15 protein-coding genes, 1 rRNA gene and 1 other annotated feature are annotated in these 22,331 nt (G+C 44.3%); of the genes, 14 read left to right on the plus strand and 2 right to left on the minus strand.

Annotated elements, in window-relative coordinates:
* The 14 genes from I2D69_RS15460 to I2D69_RS15525 all read left to right on the plus strand — a co-directional run.
* A 23S ribosomal RNA gene (locus I2D69_RS15460) occupies positions 1 to 126 on the plus strand; the annotation flags it as partial.
* A gap of 236 nt (positions 127 to 362) precedes the next feature.
* Complete coding sequence (locus I2D69_RS15465; protein ID WP_227199155.1) at positions 363 to 1,796, plus strand: MATE family efflux transporter; 1,434 nt, start codon at positions 363 to 365, stop codon at positions 1,794 to 1,796.
* A gap of 73 nt (positions 1,797 to 1,869) precedes the next feature.
* Entirely contained in the window at positions 1,870 to 2,943 is a 1,074-nt protein-coding gene (locus I2D69_RS15470) for a GGDEF domain-containing protein (RefSeq protein WP_195380193.1), read from the plus strand.
* Positions 2,944 to 2,986: 43 nt separating this feature from the next.
* Positions 2,987 to 3,241, plus strand: coding sequence for a kinase (locus I2D69_RS15475; RefSeq protein WP_118583324.1), 255 nt, complete (start codon positions 2,987 to 2,989; stop codon positions 3,239 to 3,241).
* Positions 3,242 to 3,249: 8 nt separating this feature from the next.
* Positions 3,250 to 4,122 (plus strand): aldose 1-epimerase family protein, encoded by an 873-nt coding sequence (locus I2D69_RS15480; RefSeq protein ID WP_226841076.1) that lies wholly within the window; start codon positions 3,250 to 3,252, stop codon positions 4,120 to 4,122.
* Between the two features lie 58 nt (positions 4,123 to 4,180).
* On the plus strand, positions 4,181 to 4,369 hold the full coding sequence (locus I2D69_RS15485; RefSeq protein WP_118583318.1) for a DUF6472 family protein: 189 nt from the start codon (positions 4,181 to 4,183) through the stop codon (positions 4,367 to 4,369).
* Positions 4,370 to 4,412: 43 nt separating this feature from the next.
* Positions 4,413 to 4,549: a sequence feature (ribosomal protein L10 leader region), on the plus strand.
* A gap of 30 nt (positions 4,550 to 4,579) precedes the next feature.
* The gene (rplJ, locus tag I2D69_RS15490) at positions 4,580 to 5,092 is read left to right on the plus strand and encodes a 50S ribosomal protein L10 (RefSeq protein WP_118583316.1); all 513 of its coding nucleotides are present in this window, start codon (positions 4,580 to 4,582) and stop codon (positions 5,090 to 5,092) included.
* 67 nt (positions 5,093 to 5,159) lie between these two features.
* The gene (gene rplL, locus I2D69_RS15495) at positions 5,160 to 5,531 is read left to right on the plus strand and encodes a 50S ribosomal protein L7/L12 (RefSeq protein WP_118583314.1); all 372 of its coding nucleotides are present in this window, start codon (positions 5,160 to 5,162) and stop codon (positions 5,529 to 5,531) included.
* 135 nt (positions 5,532 to 5,666) lie between these two features.
* Positions 5,667 to 7,922, plus strand: coding sequence for a right-handed parallel beta-helix repeat-containing protein (locus I2D69_RS15500; protein ID WP_195380194.1), 2,256 nt, complete (start codon positions 5,667 to 5,669; stop codon positions 7,920 to 7,922).
* A 184-nt stretch (positions 7,923 to 8,106) separates the two neighbouring features.
* Positions 8,107 to 11,961, plus strand: coding sequence for a DNA-directed RNA polymerase subunit beta (locus I2D69_RS15505; RefSeq protein WP_195380195.1), 3,855 nt, complete (start codon positions 8,107 to 8,109; stop codon positions 11,959 to 11,961).
* Between the two features lie 17 nt (positions 11,962 to 11,978).
* Positions 11,979 to 15,710 (plus strand): DNA-directed RNA polymerase subunit beta', encoded by a 3,732-nt coding sequence (gene rpoC / locus I2D69_RS15510; protein ID WP_173716717.1) that lies wholly within the window; start codon positions 11,979 to 11,981, stop codon positions 15,708 to 15,710.
* 415 nt (positions 15,711 to 16,125) lie between these two features.
* The gene (locus I2D69_RS15515) at positions 16,126 to 17,865 is read left to right on the plus strand and encodes a serine/threonine-protein kinase (protein WP_195380196.1); all 1,740 of its coding nucleotides are present in this window, start codon (positions 16,126 to 16,128) and stop codon (positions 17,863 to 17,865) included.
* Between the two features lie 68 nt (positions 17,866 to 17,933).
* Positions 17,934 to 18,737, plus strand: a complete 804-nt coding sequence (locus I2D69_RS15520) for a protein phosphatase 2C domain-containing protein (protein WP_195380197.1) — start codon at positions 17,934 to 17,936, stop codon at positions 18,735 to 18,737.
* A 60-nt stretch (positions 18,738 to 18,797) separates the two neighbouring features.
* Entirely contained in the window at positions 18,798 to 20,030 is a 1,233-nt protein-coding gene (locus I2D69_RS15525; protein WP_330386421.1) for a hypothetical protein, read from the plus strand.
* A 68-nt stretch (positions 20,031 to 20,098) separates the two neighbouring features.
* Here I2D69_RS15525 and I2D69_RS20270 read toward each other — a convergent pair whose 3' ends face one another.
* Positions 20,099 to 21,400, minus strand: a complete 1,302-nt coding sequence (locus I2D69_RS20270; RefSeq protein WP_227199154.1) for a serine hydrolase — start codon at positions 21,398 to 21,400, stop codon at positions 20,099 to 20,101.
* A gap of 65 nt (positions 21,401 to 21,465) precedes the next feature.
* Positions 21,466 to 22,251, minus strand: coding sequence for an N-acetylmuramoyl-L-alanine amidase (locus tag I2D69_RS15535; RefSeq protein WP_195380198.1), 786 nt, complete (start codon positions 22,249 to 22,251; stop codon positions 21,466 to 21,468).
* Positions 22,252 to 22,331: the final 80 nt, after the last annotated feature.

Consider the following 22,331-nt stretch of genomic DNA (forward strand, 5'->3'; position numbering starts at 1 on the left):
CTCAAGATGAGATGTCCCATTCGAAAGAAGTAAACCCCCTTGAAGACGACGAGGTAGATAGGGCAGGGGTGGAAGTGTGGTAACACACGGAGCTGACTGTTACTAATAGGGTGAGGGTTTGACCAAGAAATGAGGAAGGCAGTTATAAAGTGGCTGCCAGACTCACGCAGAGGTAAAATGATTCCATTAGGATGTAACATGTATGTAGTTTTGAAGGTACAGAATGGAAACGGTAGCCGGTTGGTTATCGTTTTTTTGTTGCCTTTTCTTTACTTTTACCCTGTTTTTTTTCTTTATATTCTGCTAAAATATTTTTTAAATCAATTCATAAAATAACAGGTAACAGAACAGGAAGAAATAAGATGAAATCAACTCGAAACGGATCCAGATTGGCAGATCAGGGAACAAAAGAAATGCTGCCAGTTATTTTTTCTCTTGCGTGGCCAACTATGCTGGAACAGCTGATGCAGACTGCAGTACAATATATGGACACTGGTATGGTAGGCGTTCTGGGAACAAGTGCAACGGCCGCTGTTGGAGCTACCAGTACAGTAAACTGGCTGATTGGAAGTACGATTTCTGCGATCAGCATAGGATTTCTGGCATACATATCCCAGTCAATCGGAGCAGGAAAAAAAGAACAGGCAAAAAAAGCTTCAGGACAGGCTGTGCTGACAGTTGTGATCGTAGGAATATTTTTTACAATTCTGACAATGGGACTGAGCAGTAAAGTCCCTGTGTGGATGCAGGTAGATCCTTCTATTCAGAAACTGGCATCCAGCTATTTCCTGATCCTCTATGCACCGATGCTTTTTCGAACTGCGAACATTATTTTTGGAACTGTCCTAAGGGCAGTGGGCGATACCAAAACACCTATGCGGGTAGGAGTTACTTTTAATGTTATCAACATTGTACTGAACTTTTTCTTGATATATTCCACCAGAACTGTGCTGATCGGTGGAAAAGAACTGGTGATCCCAGGCGCAGGATGGGGCGTTCAGGGTGCAGCAGCAGCGAGTGCTATAGCTTATACCATTGGAGGTATTGCAATTACTGTTAAATTATGGAAGCATACTGATATATCTCCAAAAGGTCAGAGCTTCCTGCCGGATTCGGCAGTTCTGAGCCCCTGCCTGAAAGTGGCTGTTCCAAATATGTTTCAGCGCTTTGCCACGTCCCTTGGATATGTGGCATTTGCATCCATGATCAATTCTTTGGGCGAGACTGCAACGGCAGCCCACACTATTGCCAATACAGTAGAATCTGCTTTTTATATTCCTGGATATGGAATGCAGACAGCAGCAGCTACTCTTGCAGGCAATGCTCTTGGAGCCAATGACAATAAAAAACTTAACAGCCTTGCCAGGGCAATTGTGCCGTTGGAAGTGGGACTGATGGTTATTTCCGGAAGTCTGTTGTTTATTTTTGCGCCGATATTGATCAGGCTGTTTTCCTCAGATGCGCAGGTTATCCGTCTGGGAAGTACGGTACTTCGTATGGTTGCTGTTTCCGAACCGTTTTATGGTGTACCTATTGTGATCGAGGGCATGATGCAAGGTGTGGGGAAAACAGTAACTCCCTTTATTTTCAATGTAGCGGGAATGTGGGGGGTAAGAATTCTGGGTACTTTTATCTGCATCAATCTTCTTGGATTGGGACTTGTGTCTGCATGGGGATGCATGATAGGCCACAATATGCTTCTTTTTGTTTTATTCACCTTACATTATTTCAGCGGCAGATGGAATCCTATGAATAAAACAAAAGTATCCTTCCAATACAAGAATTGTAAAAAGTGACCAAAAATCACAAGCTTGACAGCAGGATATATAGGTTTTATACTGAAAAATAATGAATAAGAGCCGTCACGGCTTGGAAGAATCACTCTTATCCACCCATTCGGAAGCACTGACAGAAATGGAGAATTTCCTGGCTGGTTCAGTTGGAGCAGATAAGGTGGAGGAAGTCTGGGCGGCTCTGAATGAGGACGAGGGGAATGTGCTTCACTATGTGTGCAATTCAGATGGGAAAATCCTGGCAGGAGATATGCGGATTTTTGACATTGAATATACGGTGGCGACAGTGCTTCATTCGCAGCATGTGAAGGATAACAGTATTTCCCAGGTGGAAAGGTCACTTAAAGAGCTGACTTATGGAGCACCTCATATTTTCACGGAACTTGAGAAAACGGATATTTATCTGGTGGCATCCAAGTTGGAAGGCAGAGATTGTATTCTGGTTTCAGAATATCGTTCCGCCAAAATGAAGAATTATAAAGCAGTGCTCATCAATGGAAACCGCATGATTATTTTTACGCTTCTTGGATGCGCGTTGATCATGGTGTTTTTTACTGTACGATTCTATATGAAACAGCAGAAGAAAGTGATGAAAGGTCAGGCAAGGTACGACATTTTGTCGGAGTTTTCGGACACAGTTCTTTTTGAATATGACTGTCTGGAAAAAACACTGGTATTTACGCCAAATATAACGACTTTATTTGGACTGAAGGAAATCAGTGCGCTTATGCAGGATAAAGAGTGTAAAGGTTACCTTCTTATGCTCGATATTGATGATTTTAAGACGGTAAATGATACAATGGGGCATGCAATAGGTGACCTTGCATTGATTACTTTGGTAAAACTTTTGAAGGAACATTTCCGCAGGGAAGACATTATCGGTCGTCTTGGCGGTGATGAATTTATTGTGTTTATGACAAATACAGAACTTGCTTCGGCTGTTGAAGCAAAAGGTGCGGAAATTCTTGATATTCTGGCGAAGTCAGAGACTACGCCACATTTTACCGTGAGTATTGGAGCGACGGCTTATCCTACAGCTGGAAACGACTATGAAAGCCTGTATCTGGCGGCGGATAACGCAATGTATGCTTCAAAGAAATCCGGTAAGAACAGAATTCATGTAGATAATGGTCAGAAGAAAAAAGAATGATCATAAAAAGGTATCGCTTTGAGACTAAAGGAAGGTGACAAAAATGCGGTTACAGATTGTACAGGATGCATTAAAAAAGAAGAATATCAAATACGAATATACAGAGATTGATGGCTGCGGAAGTCTTGATTTTCTGTTTCGTGGATTGAAATTTCATGTGTGGGAGTATGAGGACCGTGTCTGGGGAGCAGAGACAAATATTTATGAAGCAGGACGCAGTCAGGATATTGAGGGCAACTATGAAGAGGTCATTGCCAGAGAGATTTTATCATGGCCCGATATGATGCCAGGAAGTTGAGGAATGGGATGAAATACGAGATCAGCAATGAATTTCTTAAAGTAAAGGCTGACGCAGAAGGTGCTATTTTGTGGTCCGTGACAGATAAGGACGGATTTGAGTATATCTGGCAGGGAGATGACAGATACTGGAATGAGCATGGTGCCAATCTTTTTCCCTATATTGCCAGATTATGGGAGAAATCCTACATATTTCAGGGGAAAACTTATCATATGGATATTCACGGTTTTGCCAAGGATTCTGTTTTCTCCTGTGAGAAAGCAGGGGAGAATGAACTGGTGTTTGCAATGGAAGATACCAGGGAAACGCTGGAACAGTATCCATTTCATTTTCGTTTTGAGATCCGATATCTGCTTGAGAAAAATACTTTAAAAGTTCTCTATTCGGTAAAAAATAAGGATGAGAAAACGATGTATTTTGGAATCGGCGGTCACCCGGGATTTAATATTCCTATGGAAGAGGGACTGTCCTTTGAGGATTATGAATTGGAATTTTCCAGGGCATGTGAGCCGCAGCGCATTCTTTTTTCACAGGAGTGTTTTGTGGAGGGGAAGGAGTCTTATGAACTTTTGGAAGGCAGACGGATTCCTCTTCGTCATAATCTTTTTGATGAAGATGCTATTGTGCTGGAGAAAACCTCTGGAGAGGTTCTGCTTCACAGTACGAAGGGCAAAAAGGCAGTGAAGGTATCTTATGCGGATATGCCTTATGTCGGTTTCTGGCATATGCCCTGCATGGATGCTCCTTATGTTTGCATTGAGCCGTGGTGTTCCCTTCCATCCAGACAGGGAATTACAGAAAATCTGGAGGAACAGAAGAACCTTATTTCACTGGAAGCTGGCAGGGAGTGCCAGATTTCCTGGACCATGGAAATTCTCTAGGGCGTGCAGATTGCGGGAATGATTTTTAAATACTCGCAAGGAAGGCAGGGTATGTAATATGAAAAAGAAGCAGGGGGCGAACTGCGAATATTGTGTAAACTATTCTTACGACGATGATTATGAGTGCTATACTTGTGATATGAACCTTGACGAAGATGAGATGTATCGTTTTATTACAGGAACCTATCACGATTGCCCTTATTTCCGCATGGGGGACGAGTACAGAGTAGTAAGAAAACAGATGTAAAAAAAGTAAAAATAACTATTGACAAATAAAATCGAACGTGGTATTTTATTACAGAACGCTGCCGAAGACAGTAGGTGCCGTAAGGCATAAGGATTAAAACGCCTACCGAGGACTAAGTATTCTTTCGTAAGAATTACGTTGAGCCTTGCTGTCTTACAGTAAGGCTTTTTTTGGCGGTATATCAAATTCTATAAGGAGGTGTACCATTTCATGGCAAAAGTAGAACTGAAACAACCAATCGTAGAAGAAATCGCTAACAATATTAAAGACGCACAGGCTGTTGTTCTTGTTGACTACAGTGGTCTTACAGTTGAGCAGGATACTATTTTACGTAAAGAGTTAAGAGAGTCCGGCGTACAGTACAAGGTTTACAAAAACACTTTAATGCGTCGTGCATTTGAAGGTACTCCATGTGCAGATCTTGACAAGCACTTACATGGAACAAACGCTATTGCAATTTCTGCAACAGACGCTACTGCTCCTGCAAGAATCCTTGCTAAATTTGCAAAACAGTATCCGGCACTTGAGTTAGTAGCTGGTATTGTTGAGGGTAACTACAACGATCAGGCAGGAATCCAGGCACTGTCCCAGATCCCGTCCAGAGAAGAACTTCTTGGCAAACTGCTTGGAAGTATCCAGTCTCCTATTACCAACTTTGCTCGTGTGCTTAATCAGATCGCAGAGCAGAAGGGTGGAGAGGCTGAGGCACCAGCAGCAGAATAATTTAAGTTTCTGTCGCTGAATCGAATCATTGATTCCACAAAAAATTTAAAAATGGAGGAAAATTATAATGGCAAAGTTAACAACAGCTGAGTTTATCGAAGCAATCAAAGAGTTATCTGTATTAGAGTTAAATGATTTAGTAAAAGCTTGCGAGGAAGAGTTCGGTGTATCCGCAGCAGCAGGCGTTGTTGTAGCAGCAGCAGGTGCTGGTGAAGCAGCTGAGGAGAAAGATGAGTTTGACGTAGAGCTTACAGAAGTAGGTCCTAACAAAGTTAAAGTTATCAAAGTTGTTCGTGAGATCACAGGCTTAGGTCTTAAAGAAGCTAAAGAAGTTGTTGATGGTGCTCCGAAAATGGTTAAAGAGGGCGCTTCCAAAGCAGAGGCTGAGGATATCAAAACTAAACTTGAGGCTGAAGGCGCTAAAGTTACTCTTAAATAATTTAGGTGTATTTAAGCGAACCATGCTCCCCGCAGAAGTCTGTCGTGCAGGCCACTGCGGGGATTTTTTTGTGTAACAGGAAATTCTGTTGGAGTTTCCTGCAATCAGGATTCTTTTTGTGCAAGGAGATTCTGAATGAATATAAAAATGTTTTTGACTGTAACATTACTGGGAGTTTCTTTATATCTGGGAGGCAGTTCTGTTATATATGCTGAATCAGCAGAAAATGTGACGGAGAATTTTGAAGACAGCTTTTCAGATTGCGATCTTGAGCCGGAAATGGAAGAGGATGAGACTGGCTTCTATGGCGGAACAGCTGAGGTGGGATTTTTTTCAGCAGATGAGTCTGATAATGATTTTGAAGAGGAGCCAGAAGAAACTCCGCTTACACCTGTACCTTCTGGTAATGAACAGCAGATTTTGGCGGCTATTCCCGAAAACGCTACAGTAGTGACTTTAGATGTGGCTGATGGAAGTGATATTACCGAAACCTTGAATACAGTGCTTCACTTTATGGGGCAGAGAGCTACAGATGAAACTCCTTGTACGGTAATCATCCCGCAGGGAAGCTATCTGATTTCCGGAACTATCCATATGTACAGCAATCTTACTCTTTATGCAGAAGGAGCTGTACTGACGAAATCCTGTACAGATAAGCATGTGGTCCTCAGACTGGGAGATGACATACTTTCTGCCGGAGGTTATGATGGATATCACAATATCACCATTGAAGGCGGAACCTGGGATCTGAATTACCCGGTTGTCGAAGATAAGGAAGGCACAGGCGGTTTTGTAGGCTTCAGGATTGGACATGCCAGACACGTAACTGTGAAGAACGTAACATTTCTAAACAATTTGAAATCTCATTTTCTTGAGCTGGCAGGTACGGAAGATGTAACCGTGACTGGCTGTACATTCCGGGGATATTGGCAGGAATATGAAGGCGGCGGACAGGAATGCATTCAGCTGGATGCATGTCTGGACTATATTTTTCCAGGATATCAGCCCTTTGATGGAGCAGTTTGTGAGAATGTCAGGATTACGGATAACATTTTTGAGAATGTGTTTGCAGGAGTGGGCAGTCACAGCATGATTTACGACAGACCATACCGGAACATCGTGATTCAGGGGAATACCTTTCGAAATGTGAAAAAGAGAGCTGTCTGGTGCCTGAATTACGTGGATTCTGCTGTGGAGGACAATATAATAGAGAATGCAGGCGGCGGAGTGCTTGTGAGCTGCATGTATTTCCCGAATACCCATCTTATGCCAGGAACTGCTGCGGGAATGGCAGGAAACCACCAGAATGCGGGCATTTCCGTGAAAAACAATCAGATTTCTATTTCTTCAGTGAGCCAGATCAATGGAAACACATGGAGAGGATATGGAATTGAAGTCCAGGGAGCCTGGGTAAGTGACAGCTCAAAGGCACAGGCTAAGGGAATTCCGACAGGTATTTATAAGGAAACCGGTGTTGAGGTAAAGGGAAATATGATCACAGGGAATGGAAATGGAATTCGCCTTTATCTAGCTGATGGCTGTACAGTGGAAAATAATCAGTTGAAACTGCAAAAAACTGCATCCTTTTCCAATATGGGAATTTACCTGTCTGCTTCTTCCAAAAATGTGATAAAAGATAATCAGGTATCAGGTTGTAAAAATGTAGGAATCTACGCTTATGACGGCGGAAAGCTGGGGACTCCATCCACAGAGAATCAAGTCCTGGATAATGTGATTTCAGGTATCGGCGGTGATGGAATTCTTATGGAAAATGGCTCTGACGGGTGTGAAGTAAGCCGGAACCGTATATCCTCCGGAAAAAAGAACGGAATTGTTCTCTGGGGCAGCGAGGAGTGTCAGATCACAGCGAATCAGGTGAAAGGCTGCATGCTGGACGGAATATATGTGGAAAATATTGGAAATGCTGTTATAAAATCTAACAGGATTACAAATGTGAACGGCAGAGGGATCCAAGTGATCGCAAGCCAGACTGGAAAACTTTATGGAAATGCGGTTACTGGCAGCAGAAAATGCGGTTTATATGTAAGCAGGTCAAAGATTTCCGGAAACAAAAAGAACCGTCTGGAGAATAATGGCAGTACTTATGCAATTTATGCGGAAAACAGCACTGGAATCATTTCCGTGAAAATGCCTACTGCGTCTAAGATCACCAGAAAGTCAGTGAAGATCACAGGCAAAGCGGCGGGTGGAAAGAAGCTTACAATTTATGCAGTAAGCAGAAACAAGAATAAAAAAATCGGCAGAGGAAGCATCAATTCCAAAAAGAAATATAATATTTCTATCAAAAAACAGAAAAAAGGAACGACGCTTCTCTTTGTATTATCGGATAAATATGGAAACCTTTCTTATAGCAAGAGAAAAGTAAAATAAATTATAACTATTCAGCAATTACAAATAAAAAACAAATGAAAAAACAACAGAAAAGTGCTTGACAGGCTTTTTTTGTTGTGCTATAGTGAAGAATGCTATATTATGGCAAGATATGCCTACTATGCTTATGCAGCAGAGCGGGCTGATGTTGTAATAAATAAAATAAAACAGGGGTGAAACGTCAATGGAAAAAAACAGAATTCGTTCTGTAAAAACTGGAAAAAGCATGCGAATGAGCTACCAGAGACAAAAAGAAGTCCTGGAAATGCCGAACTTGATCGAGGTCCAGAAGGATTCTTACCAGTGGTTTCTCGACGAAGGATTGAATGAAGTATTCGACGATATTTCTCCAATCGCAGACTACGGCGGAAAGCTCAGTCTTGAATTCATCGGCTTCACATTTGATGAAAAAGAGGCTAAATACACCATCGAGCAGTGTAAAGAACGTGACGTAACTTATGCCGCACCTTTGAAGGTTCGAGTGAGACTGATTAACAAGGAAACAGATGAGATCAACGAACACGGGATTTTCATGGGAGACCTGCCGATTATGACCGCGACAGGAACTTTCGTCATTAACGGTGCTGAGCGTGTTATTGTCAGCCAGTTAGTACGTTCCCCTGGAATCTATTATGCCATTGCACACGATAAAATCGGTAAGAGACTGTTTTCCTGTACAGTAATTCCTAACAGAGGAGCATGGCTGGAATATGAGACTGACTCCAACGATGTATTCTATGTGCGTGTGGACAGAACCCGTAAGGTTCCGATCACTGTACTGATCCGTGCACTTGGTGTTGGTTCCAATGCAGAGATCATTGATCTGTTTGGCGAAGAGCCGAAGATCCTTGCAAGTTTCACAAAGGATACTTCTACAAATTATGAAGAAGGTCTTCTTGAACTGTATAAGAAAATCCGTCCAGGCGAGCCGCTTGCAGTTGAGAGCGCAGAGAGCCTGATCAATGCGATGTTCTTTGATCCGAGAAGATATGATCTTGCCAAGGTCGGACGTTATAAATTTAATAAGAAACTTCATTTCAATAAACGAATTGTTGGTCATAAGCTGGCTGACGATGTGGTTGAGGGCTCTACAGGAGAAATTCTTGCAGAGGCTGGTACTATCGTAACCAGAGAACTGGCTGATGCCATTCAGAACGCTGCAGTTCCATTTGTATGGATCCAGGGTGAAGAAGACCGCAGAATTAAAGTCCTTTCTAACTTAATGGTAGACATGCATCACTATCTGCCAGAAATTGAGAACCTGGAAGAGCTTGGGGTTACAGAGTTAGTATATTACCCTGTACTCGAAAAAATTCTGGAAGAAAATGACACACTTGAGGATAGAATTGCTGCTATCCGCAGAGATATCCATGACCTGATTCCGAAACATATTACAAGAGAAGATATTTTTGCTTCTATTAATTACAATATGCATCTGGAATACGGCATTGGAAATGACGACGATATCGACCACTTAGGAAACCGTCGTATCCGTGCGGTTGGTGAACTGCTTCAGAATCAGTACCGTATCGGTCTTTCCAGACTTGAGCGTGTGGTTCGTGAGAGAATGACAACACAGGATGTGGAGAGCATTTCCCCGCAGTCCTTGATCAATATCAAACCTGTAACAGCTGCTGTAAAAGAGTTCTTCGGATCTTCCCAGCTGTCACAGTTCATGGATCAGAACAACCCTCTTGGTGAGCTGACCCATAAGAGACGTCTTTCCGCACTTGGACCTGGCGGTTTGTCACGAGACAGAGCCGGATTCGAGGTTCGAGACGTTCACTATTCCCATTACGGAAGAATGTGCCCGATCGAGACTCCTGAGGGTCCGAACATCGGTCTGATCAACTCCCTTGCATCTTATGCAAAGCTGAATCAGTACGGATTTGTTGAGGCACCTTACCGTAAGATTGATAAAACGGATCCTATGAATCCGCGTGTAACTGACGAAGTTGTTTACATGACCGCTGATGAAGAGGATAACTACCATGTAGCACAGGCGAATGAGGCACTTGACGCAGAAGGACATTTCGTTCGTAAGAACGTTTCCGGTCGTTATCGTGAAGAGACTCAGGAGTATGAGCGTCAGATGTTTGATTACATGGACGTATCACCTAAGATGGTATTCTCTGTAGCTACAGCCCTGATCCCATTCCTTCAGAACGATGATGCGAACCGTGCGCTGATGGGATCAAACATGCAGCGTCAGGCCGTTCCGCTTCTTACCACAGAAGCACCAGTTGTTGGTACAGGAATGGAAGCAAAGACAGCTGTTGACTCCGGTGTTTGTGTGGTTGCAAGAAAGTCTGGTACTGTACTTCGCTCCACATCTACCGATATCAGCATCAAGAATGATGATGGAACAAAAGATGATTATCATCTTACCAAATTCATGCGCAGTAACCAGAGCAACTGTTACAACCAGCGTCCGATCGTTAATCAGGGCGAGCACGTTGAAGCAGGTGATGTTATTGCCGATGGTCCGTCTACTTCTCAGGGAGAGCTTGCTCTTGGCAAGAACCCTCTGATCGGATTTATGACCTGGGAAGGTTATAACTACGAGGATGCCGTACTGTTAAGTGAGAAACTTGTACAGAACGATGTTTATACATCTGTTCACATTGAAGAATATGAAGCAGAATCCCGTGATACAAAGCTTGGACCGGAAGAGATCACTCGTGATGTTCCAGGCGTAGGTGATGATGCACTCAAGGATCTTGATGAGCGCGGAATCATTCGTATCGGTGCAGAGGTTCGTGCTGGTGATATCCTTGTTGGTAAGGTTACTCCTAAGGGAGAGACTGAGCTTACAGCAGAGGAGAGACTTCTTCGTGCAATCTTCGGTGAGAAAGCACGTGAGGTTCGTGATACTTCCCTTAAGGTACCACACGGTGAGTATGGTATCGTTGTAGACGCCAAGGTATTCACAAGAGAAAATGGTGATGAGCTGTCTCCAGGAGTTAATCAGTCTGTACGTATCTATATCGCACAGAAGAGAAAAATCTCCGTTGGTGATAAGATGGCTGGTCGTCATGGTAACAAGGGTGTCGTTTCCCGTGTACTTCCGGTTGAGGATATGCCATTCCTTCCGAACGGACGTCCACTGGATATCGTGCTGAACCCGCTGGGTGTACCTTCCCGTATGAACATTGGACAGGTCCTGGAAATTCATTTAAGTCTTGCTGCCAAAGCACTTGGCTTTAATATTTCCACACCGGTATTCGATGGTGCAAACGAGAATGATATCCAGGATACACTGGAACTTGCAAATGACTATGTAAATACAGAAGATTTTGAAGAGTTCCGTGAGAAATACAAAGACATTCTGGCACCTGATGTAATGCAGTATCTGGATGAGAACAAAGCCCACAGAGCATTGTGGAAAGGTGTTCCGATTTCCAGAGATGGTAAAGTACAGCTTCGTGACGGACGTACCGGAGAGTTCTTCGACGGTCCGACCACAATCGGACACATGCATTACCTGAAACTGCATCATCTGGTTGATGATAAGATCCATGCCCGTTCCACAGGTCCTTACTCTCTGGTTACACAGCAGCCACTGGGTGGTAAAGCTCAGTTCGGTGGACAGCGTTTCGGAGAGATGGAGGTTTGGGCTCTGGAGGCATACGGTGCATCCTATACACTCCAGGAAATCCTGACAGTTAAATCCGATGATGTAGTCGGTCGTGTGAAGACTTATGAAGCAATCATCAAGGGTGATAACATCCCTGAGCCTGGTATTCCGGAATCCTTTAAGGTTCTTCTTAAAGAGCTCCAGTCCCTGGCATTGGATGTACGTGTGCTCAAAGATGATCAGACAGAAGTTCAGATCATGGAGAATGTAGATTACGGCGAAACCGATCTTCGTGCAGTTATCGAGGGAGATTCCCGCGGCCACAGAGGAGAGGAATCCTTCAGCAAACATGGCTATACCAAGCAGGAGTTTGACGGAGAGGAACTTGTTGATGTGGACGAGGACGAAGAAGAGGATTATGAATCCGAAATCGACGATTCCTACGATGATATCGAAGAGTAGAAAGGGGAAAAGAATACATGGCAGAATCAACCAATACCAATGAAACATATCAGCCAATGACTTTTGATGCCATTAAAATCGGACTGGCGTCCCCGGAAAAGATCAGAGAGTGGTCAAGAGGTGAGGTTACAAAACCGGAAACCATCAACTACCGTACCTTGAAACCGGAGAAAGACGGACTTTTCTGTGAAAGAATTTTCGGACCAAGCAAGGACTGGGAGTGCCACTGTGGTAAATATAAGAAAATCCGTTATAAAGGTGTTGTCTGCGACCGATGCGGCGTTGAGGTTACCAAGGCTTCCGTTCGTAGAGAGCGTATGGGTCACATTGAGCTTGCTGCTCCTGTTTCCCATATCTGGTATTTCAAGGGTATTCCGTCCCGTATGGGACTTATCCTGGATCTGACTCCAAGAACACTGGAGAAAGTTCTTTACTTTGCAAATTATATTGTACTGGATCCGGCAGATTCCGGACTTCAGTACAAGCAGATCCTTACTGAGAGAGAATATCAGGATGCCCGTGAGTCTTACGGAAATAACTTCCGCGTAGGCATGGGTGCTGAGGCTATCAAAGAGCTCCTTATGGCTATCGACCTTGAGAAGGATTCCGCTGAATTAAAGGCAGAGCTGGTTAAGGCAACAGGCCAGAAGCGTGCAAGGATCATCAAACGTCTTGAGGTTGTTGAATCTTTCCGTGAGTCAGGAAACCGTCCTGAGTGGATGATTCTTGATGTTGTTCCTGTAATCCCGCCGGATCTTCGTCCTATGGTACAGCTGGATGGTGGACGTTTTGCAACATCTGACCTGAATGATCTGTACAGAAGAATCATTAATCGTAATAATCGTCTGAAAAGACTGCTGGAGCTTGGTGCTCCGGATATCATTGTCCGCAATGAGAAACGTATGCTTCAGGAAGCAGTTGACGCCCTGATCGACAATGGTCGTCGTGGCCGCCCGGTTACAGGTCCTGGAAACAGAGCCCTGAAATCCCTTTCTGATATGTTGAAAGGTAAATCCGGACGTTTCCGTCAGAACCTTCTTGGTAAGCGTGTTGACTACTCCGGACGTTCCGTTATCGTTGTTGGACCAGAGCTGAAGATTTATCAGTGCGGTCTGCCAAAAGAGATGGCAATCGAGCTGTTTAAGCCTTTCGTTATGAAAGAACTGGTAGCAAACGGCACCTCTCACAATATTAAGAATGCCAAGAAGATGGTAGAGAAGCTTGAGCCAGCTGTATGGGATGTTCTGGAAGACGTTATCAAAGAACATCCGGTTATGCTGAACCGTGCACCTACACTGCATCGTCTGGGTATCCAGGCGTTTGAGCCGATCCTTGTAGAAGGTAAGGCTATTAAGCTTCATCCGCTTGTTTGTACCGCTTTCAACGCTGACTTCGATGGTGACCAGATGGCTGTCCATCTTCCGCTGTCACAGGAAGCACAGGCAGAGTGCCGTTTCCTGCTTCTGTCTCCGAACAACCTTCTGAAACCTTCTGATGGTGGACCGGTAGCTGTTCCTTCACAGGATATGGTTCTTGGTATTTACTATCTGACACAGGAAAGACCTGGAAACAAGGGAGAAGGCAAGTTCTTCAAGAGTGTAAACGAGGCAATTCTGGCATATGAGAACCAGGTAATTACTCTGCAGTCCAAGATTCTTGTCCGCTGCAGCAAGATAATGCCGGATGGAAGTACTTTCACAGGCAATGTACAGTCTACACTGGGACGTTTCCTGTTCAATGAGATCCTGCCGCAGGATCTTGGATTTGTTGACAGAAGCATTCCGGGAAATGAACTTCTTCTTGAGGTTGACTTCCTGGTTGGTAAGAAACAGCTGAAACAGATCCTTGAAAAAGTTATTAATACTCACGGAGCAACCAAGACTGCTGAGGTTCTGGACTCTATCAAAGCTATGGGTTACAAGTATTCTACAAGAGCTGCCATGACTGTATCTATTTCTGATATGACCGTGCCGCCGCAGAAGCCTGAGATGATCAAGGCTGCACAGGATACTGTAGATAAGATCACAAAGAACTATAAACGTGGTCTTATTACTGAGGAAGAGCGTTATAAAGAGGTTGTGGATACCTGGAAGAAGACTGACGATGAGCTTACTCATGCACTTCTTTCCGGACTTGATAAGTACAACAACATCTTCATGATGGCTGACTCTGGTGCCCGTGGATCTGATAAACAGATCAAACAGCTTGCAGGTATGCGTGGATTGATGGCCGATACAACCGGACATACAATCGAGCTTCCTATCAAGTCAAACTTCCGTGAGGGTCTGGACGTACTGGAATATTTCATGTCCGCTCATGGAGCTCGTAAAGGACTTTCCGATACCGCTCTTCGTACAGCCGATTCCGGTTACTTGACAAGACGTCTTGTTGACGTATCTCAGGATCTGATCGTACGTGAGATGGACTGCTGTGAGAACAGAGCAGAGATTTCCGGTATGTATGTAAAAGGTTTCATGGATGGCAAGGAGGAGATCGAGAGCCTTCAGGATCGTATCACAGGTCGTTTCTCCTGCGAGACCATTAAGAATAAAGAGGGCGAAGTCCTTGTAAAAGCAAACCACATGATCACTCCGAAGCGTGCTGCACGTATCATGAAAGAGGGTGTAGACAACATTACCGGAGGTGCTGTTGAGCAGGTTAAGATCCGTACCATCCTGAGCTGTAAGTGTAAGGTTGGTGTGTGTGCGAAGTGCTATGGCGCAAACATGGCTACCGGTGAGCCGGTACAGGTTGGTGAGTCCATCGGTATCATCGCTGCACAGTCTATCGGTGAGCCAGGTACACAGCTGACCATGCGTACTTTCCATACAGGTGGTGTTGCCGGTGGAGATATCACACAGGGTCTTCCTCGTGTCGAGGAGCTTTTTGAGGCAAGAAAGCCGAAAGGACTTGCTGTTATCACTGAAATCAAGGGTGTTGCTACAATCAATGACACCAAGAAGAAGAGAGAGATCATCGTAACAGATCCGGAGACTGGTGATTCCAAGACTTACCTGATTCCATACGGTTCCCGTATCAAGATTATGGACGGACAGGTTATGGAGGCTGGTGATGAGCTTACAGAAGGTAGTGTAAACCCGCATGATATCCTTCGAATCAAGGGTGTTCGTGCAGTTCAGGATTACATGATCCGTGAGGTTCAGCGTGTATACCGTCTTCAGGGTGTTGAGATCAACGATAAACATATCGAGGTTATCGTTCATCAGATGCTGAAGAAAATCCGTATCGAGGATAACGGAGATTCTGAGTTCCTGCCAGGTACACTTGTTGACTTCCTCGAGTATGAGGAAGTAAATGAGAAACTGGAAGCTGAGGGATTACGTCCTGCAATTGGAAAACAGGGAATGCTTGGTATTACCAAGGCATCTCTGGCAACTGATTCCTTCTTATCAGCTGCTTCTTTCCAGGAGACTACCAAGGTTCTGACCGAAGCTGCCATCAAAGGTAAGGTTGACCATCTGATCGGTCTGAAAGAGAATGTAATCATCGGTAAACTGATTCCAGCTGGTACAGGTATGAAGTGCTACAGCGATGTAGAGCTTGATACAGGAATGCCGGAAGAGCCAGAAGAAATCGAATTTGATGAAATGGACGACGAGGATCAGGATGTGCTGGATGTAGCGGAAGACTCAGAAGAGCTGGAGACTGCTGATGAGGCAGATCTTGCAGTGGATGAGGATGAGGATACATTTGAGGATGAGGATTCTTCTGAAGACAGTGAAGAATAAACGATAAAATATGAAATCCCCCAGGGTGACAGAAATGTTGCTTTGGGGGATTTTTGTGTAACAGAGAATTCTATGGAACTTACAGTTACACAAAAAAGTGCAGCCCGGCAGGAACACACTGCAGCAGCAAGGGAAATGCTGCTTGAGACAATCCGCCGTAGGCGAGGGTAAGGAAAAATATGGATAGAGGAAAATACAACCTGGTCTATCATTTGTGGTAAGATTCCTGTATAATGTTTTATGTAACTATTCAGAAGGCAGTATTCCGCGAGGTGTTCTGGGGGAAAAGTAGTTCACAGAAAACCCGAGAATAGCGGTGCGAAATCACGTAAACCATGATTTCTGTGTATCGTGACGGGGAAGACTTGCCAGTCCATTTAAAAAGTCATTACCCGTTCGAGGAGGGAGAACATACATGGATAAAGATGTTCCGGTTTCCGTCTGGCCAGAATGGGAACTTATAGAGAAAATAGGCGAAGGATCCTTTGGGAAAGTGTATAAAGCGAAGCGGACAGAACGAGGCCGTTCTTTTTACTCCGCAATCAAGATTATATCCATACCGGCAAGTAAGGGAGAACTTGACAGCGTACGCTCAGAGATGAATAATGAGCAGTCTACCAGGGAATATTTTCGAAATCTGGTAGAAGACTGCATTCAGGAAATATATACTATGGAGCATTTTTGCGGAAATTCCCATGTGGTTTCATTTGAAGATTTCAAAGTGGTGGAATATTTGGATGAGATCGGCTGGGACATTTCCATAAGAATGGAATATCTTACCAGCTTTATGGATTACTGCACAGGCAAGGAGCTTACTGAGAAGGAAGTGATCAAACTTGGCTGTGACCTGGCTATGGCATTGATTTATTGCAGGAAATTGAATATTATTCACCGTGATGTGAAACCGGAGAATATTTTTGTGTCCAGATTCGGTGATTTTAAGCTGGGTGACTTTGGAATTGCCAGGGAACAGGCACATACCATGAGCAATATGTCCAAGAAAGGTACCTATTCCTACATGGCACCGGAGATTTACAAGGGTGAGAAGTACGACAGCAGTATTGATATCTATTCCCTTGGAATTGTATTATATAAATTGATGAATCAGAACAGGCTGCCTTTTCTTTCGCTGGATAAGCAGTTGATTACATACAGAGATAAAGAGACTGCCCTTGCACGGAGAATGGCAGGGGAGAAAATGCCGGCACCAGTTAATGCCAGTGCTGCTTTTTCCCACATTATACTAAAAGCATGTGCATATGAGCCGGGGAAACGTTACAGGAAACCAGAAGATATGCTGCGGGATTTGGAGAAGCTTCGTCTGGCACCGGTGAATGCAGAGAAAGAGTGGGAGAAGTCCCAGTGGGAGCTGACAAATTCAGCAGAACTTGAGCGGGATCAGAGAAGATATGCCCCTCAGGAGCCGGAAGACCGTATGGAGCGGACCCATGTGGCAGAAGACCCTCAGATTGAGAAAGCTGTCCGGGAAGAAGAGGCACAGCTCAGAAAGCCTGCGAAAAATGCAGTGAAAAATTATGAGAAACAGTCAGTAAATGCCTCTTCCACTAAGCGAAGGAAGCAGCAGAGAAGCGGGTGGAACCAGGAAAGACAGATTTCACCATGGACAGTTTCCCTTATTGTAGTGGCGCTTGCGGCATGCATTATTATTGGTGTTTATATGAAATTAATCCATGATGAGAATCGCAAGGCTCAAAATACGGAGAACGTTATGGAAGTTCTGGAAGCTAATGATAACAGTACTGCTCAAATTGATGAATTTTCTACTTCAATTCAGACAATTAAGGAGCAGGCGAATACAATTGTAAGCGAACTTCCGGACTGCGAGGAAGTTGGCAAGGAAGGCGACCGGCTTCGCTACTATGACAGCAACGGGAAACTGGTGAAAGCGCTGATTTATCCGGAGACATCCGAAGATGGAGTTTATGAGGAGTATTATTATTGGGATGAACGTCTGTTTTTTGCATATGTATGGACCGGTAATAAGAAGGAATTATATTACTATGACAAGCGTGGCAAACTGATCCGCTGGATCGATACAGACGGAACTGTCCACGATAAGGAGAATGACAGTACTGAGTACACCAAGCGTGGCGAGAAATACTGGAAAAATGCGCTGGAGCAGTTAGATGAATGATGATACCGGTCATATAAGAAGTGGCTGTGATTCTTTGGAACATCGACAGACAGGCGAAGAGGAATAGAATGACATATCATATTGATTATGCATATACCTGCCATGCAGGGAAAGTGCGACCAAATAACGAGGACAATTTCTGGTGCTGTGGAGAGCACCTTCCAGTGAGTAATCATGGAACAGAAGAAATCCGTACTGGTCTCAGACTTCGGGAGAGCCTTCCGGTAATGGCTGTTTTTGACGGCATGGGAGGGGAGAGCCAGGGGGAAATGGCTGCCTGGCTTGCTTCTGACAGCCTGGAGCATTTTTATAGGGAAAATAAGGGGATGCTTCGTAAAGCACCAGAGCTTTTTCTTACGGAAGCCTGTAGGGATATGAATCAGGCTGTATGCGATTACGGTCGGGAACAACGGATCAGTGCCATGGGTACTACTATGGCGATGATTGCTTTTGGGAAAAAAGAAGCGTATATCTGTAATCTGGGAGACAGCAGGATTTATCGGTTTTCCAAGGGGGAGTTTTCCCAGATTTCCAGAGATCATGTGCTGAAAAGCTGCAGATTTGGGAAAGCACCCCTGACTCAGTTTCTGGGAGTGGAGGAGACCGAGATGAAGCTGGAACCTGCCATTGCGGCAATTCCTTATCAGGACAGGGACCGTTATCTGCTTTGCTCAGACGGGGTAACAGATATGTTATCTGACCGCGAGATTGAAGAAATTATGAAGCAGGAAGACTCAGTTCGTGATATTGCCCATACTCTTTTAACAAGGGTACTGGATAAAGGGGCCAGAGATAATACTACGATCATTCTCTGCGAGGTAAGGGCAGATAATCGGCCGTTCAAAACCTGGTTTTTGCAGAAGAAGGGATAAATCAGAGGGCAAATTTTTTCACAATTTAAGTAGTTGATTATAGGAAAATGAAGGTGATTTATGATGAAAAATCGTATGCAGGATCTTGATTTTGAACAGACAGTGGCATTTGATTCCGTAAAGGATTTTGAATTTACCAGAAGGGCTGCCCAGAGATTTCGTCAGGTAGTCAGTCTGGATGGATTTGAGGATGAAGATGCGGACGTTATTTTTCATTATTTATATAAAGAGATGGAGCTGGTTTCGTTCGGAGATCATTTGAAGAGATATATCTATGAAAGAGCCGGGATTGAGGAACCGTTTGGAGAAGTGCCCCAGGAGGTATACAGAGATATTGCAGTTGATTCTTTCCGGGAAACCTACACACCCAAGTCTATGAATCCTACTTCAACTAAGCTTCCTGCGTTGGTGAACAATTGGCTTACCCAGGCCTCAGTAAAGCGCGAAACTGTATTTTTGCTGGGCTTCGGGCTTCGCATGAGCGCGGAGGATGTTTCAGACTTTCTGACAAGGGTGCTGAAGGAGCAGGATTTTGATTTCCATAATCCAGAGGAAGTGATCTACTGGTATTGTTATAGTAAGCAGCTTCCTTACAGCAAGGCAGAGGAATATAAAGAGAATTACAAATCCATGGAACCTGCAGCAGATAAAGGCAAAGTGGCGGAAGTAATCAGCGGCGATTTTACCATAGATACAGAGGAAAAATTGCTGAAATATCTGGCATGCCTGAAAGCTGGCTGGGATGATCCAATGAATGAGAAGAGCCAGGCATTTCAGGAGTTCCTGCGCCTTCTGGAACATGCGAAGCAGATCATTGCAGCCATGTATCAGAAGGATGAGGAGGAGAAAGGCCGGGATAAGGTCTGGAAACCGGAGAATATTACTCCTTCTGACCTGGAGAAGGTAATCTGCAATGGTATTCCTATCAATAAGATGGGAAATCTGAAAAAAATGTCAGCCTCTATCCTGGCGAAACATTTCAGCCAGAAGAGGTTCAGCAGACAGAGAATTACCAATATTCTGAATCACAAGTTCCCGGTAGAGCGGTTTGATCTTCTTACGCTGGAGTTCTTTATTGTGTCTCAGGAGATGGAGGATGATGATCCCTATGACAGATACCATCATTTCATAGAGGAAGCGCAGAGAATTCTGAAGAAGTGTGGAATGAGCGAGATTTATATTGTGAACCCATACGAATGTTTCCTGCTGATGTGTCTTTTGACGGATTGTCCGCTGGCTGTTTTTTCAGAGATATGGGAAATGTCATATGAAGAGAATGGGGAAGAGGAGTAGGTAATTTCTTAATATAGAAATGCGCAGTGTTGTTTGGAGGCACTGCGCATTTTTAATAGCAATTAAGGTTAATCATTATAGTAGAGATAAATACTGCGGCTAAGCTGTGCAATTGTATTCTGGGCTTCTCCCGGGCTGGAGAGGTTCTGGGAAAGGAAGACGATGACCAGATCGTTTCCACCCTGTGCGTTGTACAGGATTCCGGCATCATTTTCTACATCGGAAAGCTCACCGGTTTTGTTGGCAACGCTGACACCCTCTGGCAGGGCTGCTGGAATCTTGTTAGTACGTTGCTGCTGTTTTAGAAGGGAATACATTTCTTCTGCATGTAAAAGGCTGGGTGTCTGAGTAGTACCAGAGCAGATCTGGTAAATCTCTTTCAGGAATTTTCCACAGTCATAGGCAGAAGTATAATTATCTCCGAATTCGTTGCTGGCAAGAAGCAGTCGTCCCATGGAAGTATTGGTGTAGCCGTGAGACTGACAGAAACTATTTACCTTCTGCATACCTGCAGTGCTGTCGCCACCTCCCAGGCAGGAAACCAGACTGTTTGCCGCGTCATTGTCGCTGACTGTGATCATTGGTGTCAGATAAGAATCCAGGGTGGCAGAACCATACTGCTGGGACAAAGAATCATAATTCTCATATACTGCACCCATAATGAAAAGCTTGATCAGGCTGGCTGCCTGCATAGGGGAATCATTGATCGTAGCCTCTGAGCCGTCTGCAAGGTCACAGATATAAACACTCCAGGAACCGTTTGCCCCAGGAAGCTGGGACTGGACCTGAGTGACCAGAGTATTTATCTTTTCATCGGACTTGTTGTCAAAAGCAGAACTTCCGTGGGAGGGAGAGATGGTGCCATCATCAGAAAGTTCAGGAGTAATAGCTGTCATGGAAGAATCTTTTTTTCCCTGGGAAGTGCCATCTGTTGTCTGAGAGGAGTCGGAACCGGATGACTGGGAAGGATCTATTGGTTCTGCATTGGCAGCAGGAGTCTGATAAGGAACCGTTATTTCCTCCGGAGCTGGAGAAGACTGTACAGGCCCTGCACTTTCTCTCTGGGAAGGCCCCTGGCCAGAAGAATCATCAGTAGAAGCTTCGCTGTCGGAACTTCCATCATCAGAAATAAAGCCGCTCTGGTCGGCGTCATCAGAAGTCTCGTCACCAGAGGTAAATCCGAAAGTTTCACCGTCAGTGAAATCTTCAGTCTGGTCTGTTGCTGAATCATTTTTTGTCAGATTAATACTGCTCTGGCTGTCCTTTCTGAAGAAAGTAAGGTAAAGAATGATAAGAATCAGTAAAGCAGCGACAATGCCAAGAAAAATCAGCAGATAAGAAGAGGTTTGTTTCTTTCTATTATTTTTCATAAGTTCTCCTTTCGAATCGATGAAATATCTGGAAGAGACATTATTTTATGGCAGTAAATCCAGATTTATTTTTCCTCAAAATATGCATCAATCCCATCAGCGATTCCGGATGCCATTGTGTCCTGAAAATCCGGATCACTCATTTTCAGATCGTCAGATTCATTGGTCATAAATCCCATTTCCACAATAGTTACCGGAATGGTGCTCCAGTTGATTCCAGTCATATTGTCGGCATATGTTACGCCGCGGTTTTCAAATCCGGTTGCGTCACAATAGGCATCCAGAATGCACTGGGAAAGGCTGTTGGAATCATCATAGAGCTGGGATACATAAGGATTGGAAGAGGAGGGAGAAATGGTAAGTGCACCGGCAGCAGAGGAAGACTCAGCACCATTGGCGTGGATGCGCACGTAAACCTCAGCCCCCTGTCCAGCTACATATTCAGCTCGCTCTTTATTGCTGATGGCAGTATCATTATCCGTTCTGGTGAGAACTGTTTGATAGCCACGGTCTTCCAGAATCTGCTGCAGCTTCAAAGAAACATCCAGATTCAGCTGGTATTCAGGCAGACCGGAAAAAGTTCCCTGGGTTCCTGTTGAGGCTTTGGCTTTCATTTCTGTGGAACCTGGACCAAGAGGTTCAAGGTCACTCATATCCACATTTGGACCCTGATGACCGGGATCAATACCGATTATATGTGACTGGACCACAGGCGGCCCCTGAAGCTCGTCAGTGGTCTCTGCACAGACTGTGCACAGATTTATAAGTCCTGCTCCGGAAAAAATTATGAGTCCAAATGCAAAAATCCGGGAGAATCCCTTGGATTTAGCAATTGCTTTTGGAAAACGCATATGTATGCTCCTGTTCGTAATGATTTTTTAACTATTCAGCTGGCAGTATTCTACAAAGCGTATACTGAGAAGGTACTGAA

Source organism: Ruminococcus sp. D54t1_190329_F1, from assembly GCF_015551645.1.
In the GTDB taxonomy this organism is placed as follows: Bacteria; Bacillota; Clostridia; order Lachnospirales; family Lachnospiraceae; genus Blautia_A; species Blautia_A faecis.